This window comes from Pseudonocardia kongjuensis (assembly GCF_039526905.1).
Taxonomy (GTDB): Bacteria; Actinomycetota; Actinomycetes; order Mycobacteriales; family Pseudonocardiaceae; genus Pseudonocardia; species Pseudonocardia kongjuensis.
The window spans coordinates 1-2,721 of the sequence record NZ_BAAAJK010000068.1 but is presented as its reverse complement, the minus strand read 5'-3'; the positions used below and the strand labels follow the sequence as shown (position 1 = coordinate 2,721).

The window sequence follows — 2,721 nt, the reverse complement described above, 5'->3', positions numbered from 1 at the left end:
GACTGAGATCCACCACCAGTAGGCGGGCCCCCTCGACGCTCCGGTTGAACCGGCCGGAAGTCGTCGAGGGAGCCCACTCGGGATGCTCGCATGGGAGTCGTACGTGGAAGCACAAGCACTACGCGCGCAGGGATGGACGATCTCCGCGATCGCCCGGCATCTGGGCGTCACACGGGTGACCGTGCGCCGCTATCTGAGCGGCGAACACACGCCGGGGCAGCGGGCCCGCAGCGTGCCGGATCCGTTCGAGGGGTTCGCCGAGTACTGCCGGCTGCGGCTCGGTGCGGACCCGCATCTGTGGGCGACCACGTTGTTCGACGAGGTCACCGCGCTGGGCTATGCGGGCTCGTATCCCTCGTTCACGCGCGCGCTGCGCGCCCGGGAGCTGCGCCCGGCCTGCGAGCCGTGTCGGTCGGGCAAGACCAGCCAGCGGGCGGTGATCGCCCATCCGCCGGGCGCCGAGACCCAGTGGGACTACCTGGAGCTGACCGACCCGCCCGCGCACTGGGGGTTCGCCGGCAGCGCGTTCGTGCTGCTCGGGGTGCTGGCGCACTCGAGCCGGTGGCGGGGCTGGATCACCGAGTCGCTCGATCAGCCGCACCTGATCGAAGGCCTCGACCAGGTCGTCGGCCGTCTCGGCGGGGTGACGCGGCGGTGGCGGTTCGACCGGATGTCCACGGTGTGTCATCCCGGCTCGGGCCGGCTCACGGTCAGCTTCGGACCGGTGGCGGTGCACTACCGGGTCGGGATCGACATCTGCCCGCCGCGGCACGCCTGGCGCAAGGGCGCGGTGGAGAAGAGCGCGCACGTGATCGCCCAACGCTGGTGGCGCACCCTGGCCGACGACACCACCCTCGCGGGGGCCCAGGCCGGGCTGGACCGGATCTGCGCCCGCCTCGACGGACGCCGCCGCGCCGACGCCGACGGGGGCAAGACGACCGTGGGCGCGCTGGCCGAGGCCGAGCCGTTGCGGGCGGCACCGGCGCCGCTGCCGGCGGTGCTGAGCGTCGAGCGCACCGTGTCCGAGCAGGCCCTGGTCGCGTTCCGCGGCAACCGCTACTCGATCCCACCCGGGCACACCGGCGAGATCGTGACCGTTCGCCACCAACTCGGCACCCCGGCACTGGACATCGCCACCGCACGCGGTGTCGCGCTGGCGCATCACCTGCGGTCCCCGGACGGAGCCGGCGCACTGGTGCGCCTCGACGAACACGTCGACGCCATGACCCGGGTGGTGCTCGCCGAGTTCACCGACCGCGCGCCCTGCCCGCGCAAGCACCGCCGCCCACCCACCGCCGACGCCCTGGCCGAAGCGGATCGGATCCGCCACGCCCAGGCCGGCCCGGCCAGCGGCGAGCAGGTCGTCATCGACTTCGACGCCTACGCCTCCGGCACCCGCCCGCTGCGCGGACGCGCCCACACCGGCGAGACCAGCGGACAGGATGGGCGGGAGAGCTCATGAACACCCACCGGCCCGACCATGCGGTCAACCAGGCTGAACCCGACGGCTCGAGCGAGGCGGCGACCTATCAGCGGCTGCGCGCTCACCTGGAGGTCCTCAAGCTGGGCACGGCCGCCGAGGCGTTGACCGGGGTGCTCGACGCCGCCCGCGCCGAGCAGCTCTCGCCCACCGCGGTGATGGAACGGCTGCTCGGGCTCGAGGTCTCCCACGCCGAGGCCCGTCGGTTGGCCGGCAGGTTGCGGTTCGCCTGCCTGCCGCACTCCTGGACCCTGGACGAGTTCGACTTCGCCGCCCAACCCGGGGTCGACGAGAAACTCGTGCGTGAGCTCGCGGCGCTGCGCTTCCTCGACGACGCCGGCAACGTCCTGTTCGTCGGTCCACCCGGCACCGGCAAGACGATGCTCGCGGTCGCACTCGCCCGGGCCGCGGTCGATGCCGGGCACCGGGTCTACTTCACCACCGCCGCCGAACTGGCCAAACGCTGCCGCAAGGCCGCCTTGGAAGGACGCTGGGCCACCGCGATGCGGTTCTACTGCGGCCCCCGGCTGCTGGTGATCGACGAGTTCGCCTACTCCCGCACCGCGCCGGACCCGGACGCGAACGCCGCCCTGTTCGAGGTGATCAACCGCCGCTATCTGAAGTCGTCGACGATCGTGACCAGCCACGCCGGAGTGGCCAGCTGGGGTGACCGGCTGGCCGACCCGATGCTGGCCGCCGCGCTGCTCGACCGGCTGCTGCACCGGGGCATCGTCGTCGCCATCGACGGGCCCTCCTACCGGATGCGGGCCCACCAGCAACGCAGTAACCAACTCCGGCTGGCGCTCGGCGAGCACGACCCGACCGGGCAGGGCCGATCATGACCATCCTGGGCGAGCACCCCTGCCCGGCCTGCGGCCGGCAGGTCACCGTGACCCGACGCAACCCCAACCGCCGGTTCTGCTCCTCGCGCTGTCGAGCCGCGCATCACCGCGACCACCCGCACACCGCCCCGGACGTCGTCCCGGACGCCGTTCCCGGCTCGTTCAACACCGCGAACGCCGTCACGCGCGATGCCCTCACCAGCCCGAACGGCGACCACGCCGTTCCCGACGCCGTCCCGAACGCCGTCCCACCCGGGCACGCCGTTCCCGCCGCGAACGGCGTCCAACGCTGCCCGCACTGCCGCACCGAGCTGGCCGTCATCACCGTCGTCGTCCCCGCCGGCGCCGCCCACATCCGCACCCCGGAGGTGACCCACATGACCCCGACCTGACCACTAC

General features: G+C 73.0%; 3 protein-coding genes. All 3 read left to right on the top strand.

Features of this window, described 5'->3' with window-relative positions; all coding sequences use genetic code 11:
* Positions 1 to 82: 82 nt before the first annotated feature.
* From ABD160_RS33110 to yacG, 3 genes are read left to right on the top strand one after another with little or no spacing between them, the layout of a single operon-like run.
* A complete protein-coding gene (locus ABD160_RS33110; protein WP_085916918.1) occupies positions 83 to 1,462 on the top strand; it encodes a Mu transposase domain-containing protein in 1,380 nt (459 codons plus the stop codon).
* Positions 1,459 to 2,322 (top strand): IS21-like element helper ATPase IstB, encoded by an 864-nt coding sequence (gene istB / locus ABD160_RS33105; protein ID WP_085916919.1) that lies wholly within the window; start codon positions 1,459 to 1,461, stop codon positions 2,320 to 2,322. Before ABD160_RS33110 ends, istB begins: the two co-directional genes overlap by 4 nt.
* On the top strand, positions 2,319 to 2,714 hold the full coding sequence (gene yacG, locus ABD160_RS33100; protein WP_085916920.1) for a DNA gyrase inhibitor YacG: 396 nt from the start codon (positions 2,319 to 2,321) through the stop codon (positions 2,712 to 2,714). The genes istB and yacG overlap by 4 nt, the downstream gene beginning before the upstream one ends.
* The last annotated feature ends 7 nt before the right edge of the window (positions 2,715 to 2,721 follow it).

Bases quoted from the DNA above. Each gene is read 5' to 3' on its own strand.
- ABD160_RS33110 (WP_085916918.1), top strand. From the start codon at position 83: ATGCTCGCATGGGAGTCGTACGTGGAAGCACAAGCACTACGCGCGCAG.
- istB (WP_085916919.1), top strand. From the start codon at position 1,459: ATGAACACCCACCGGCCCGACCATGCGGTCAACCAGGCTGAACCCGAC.
- yacG (WP_085916920.1), top strand. From the start codon at position 2,319: ATGACCATCCTGGGCGAGCACCCCTGCCCGGCCTGCGGCCGGCAGGTC.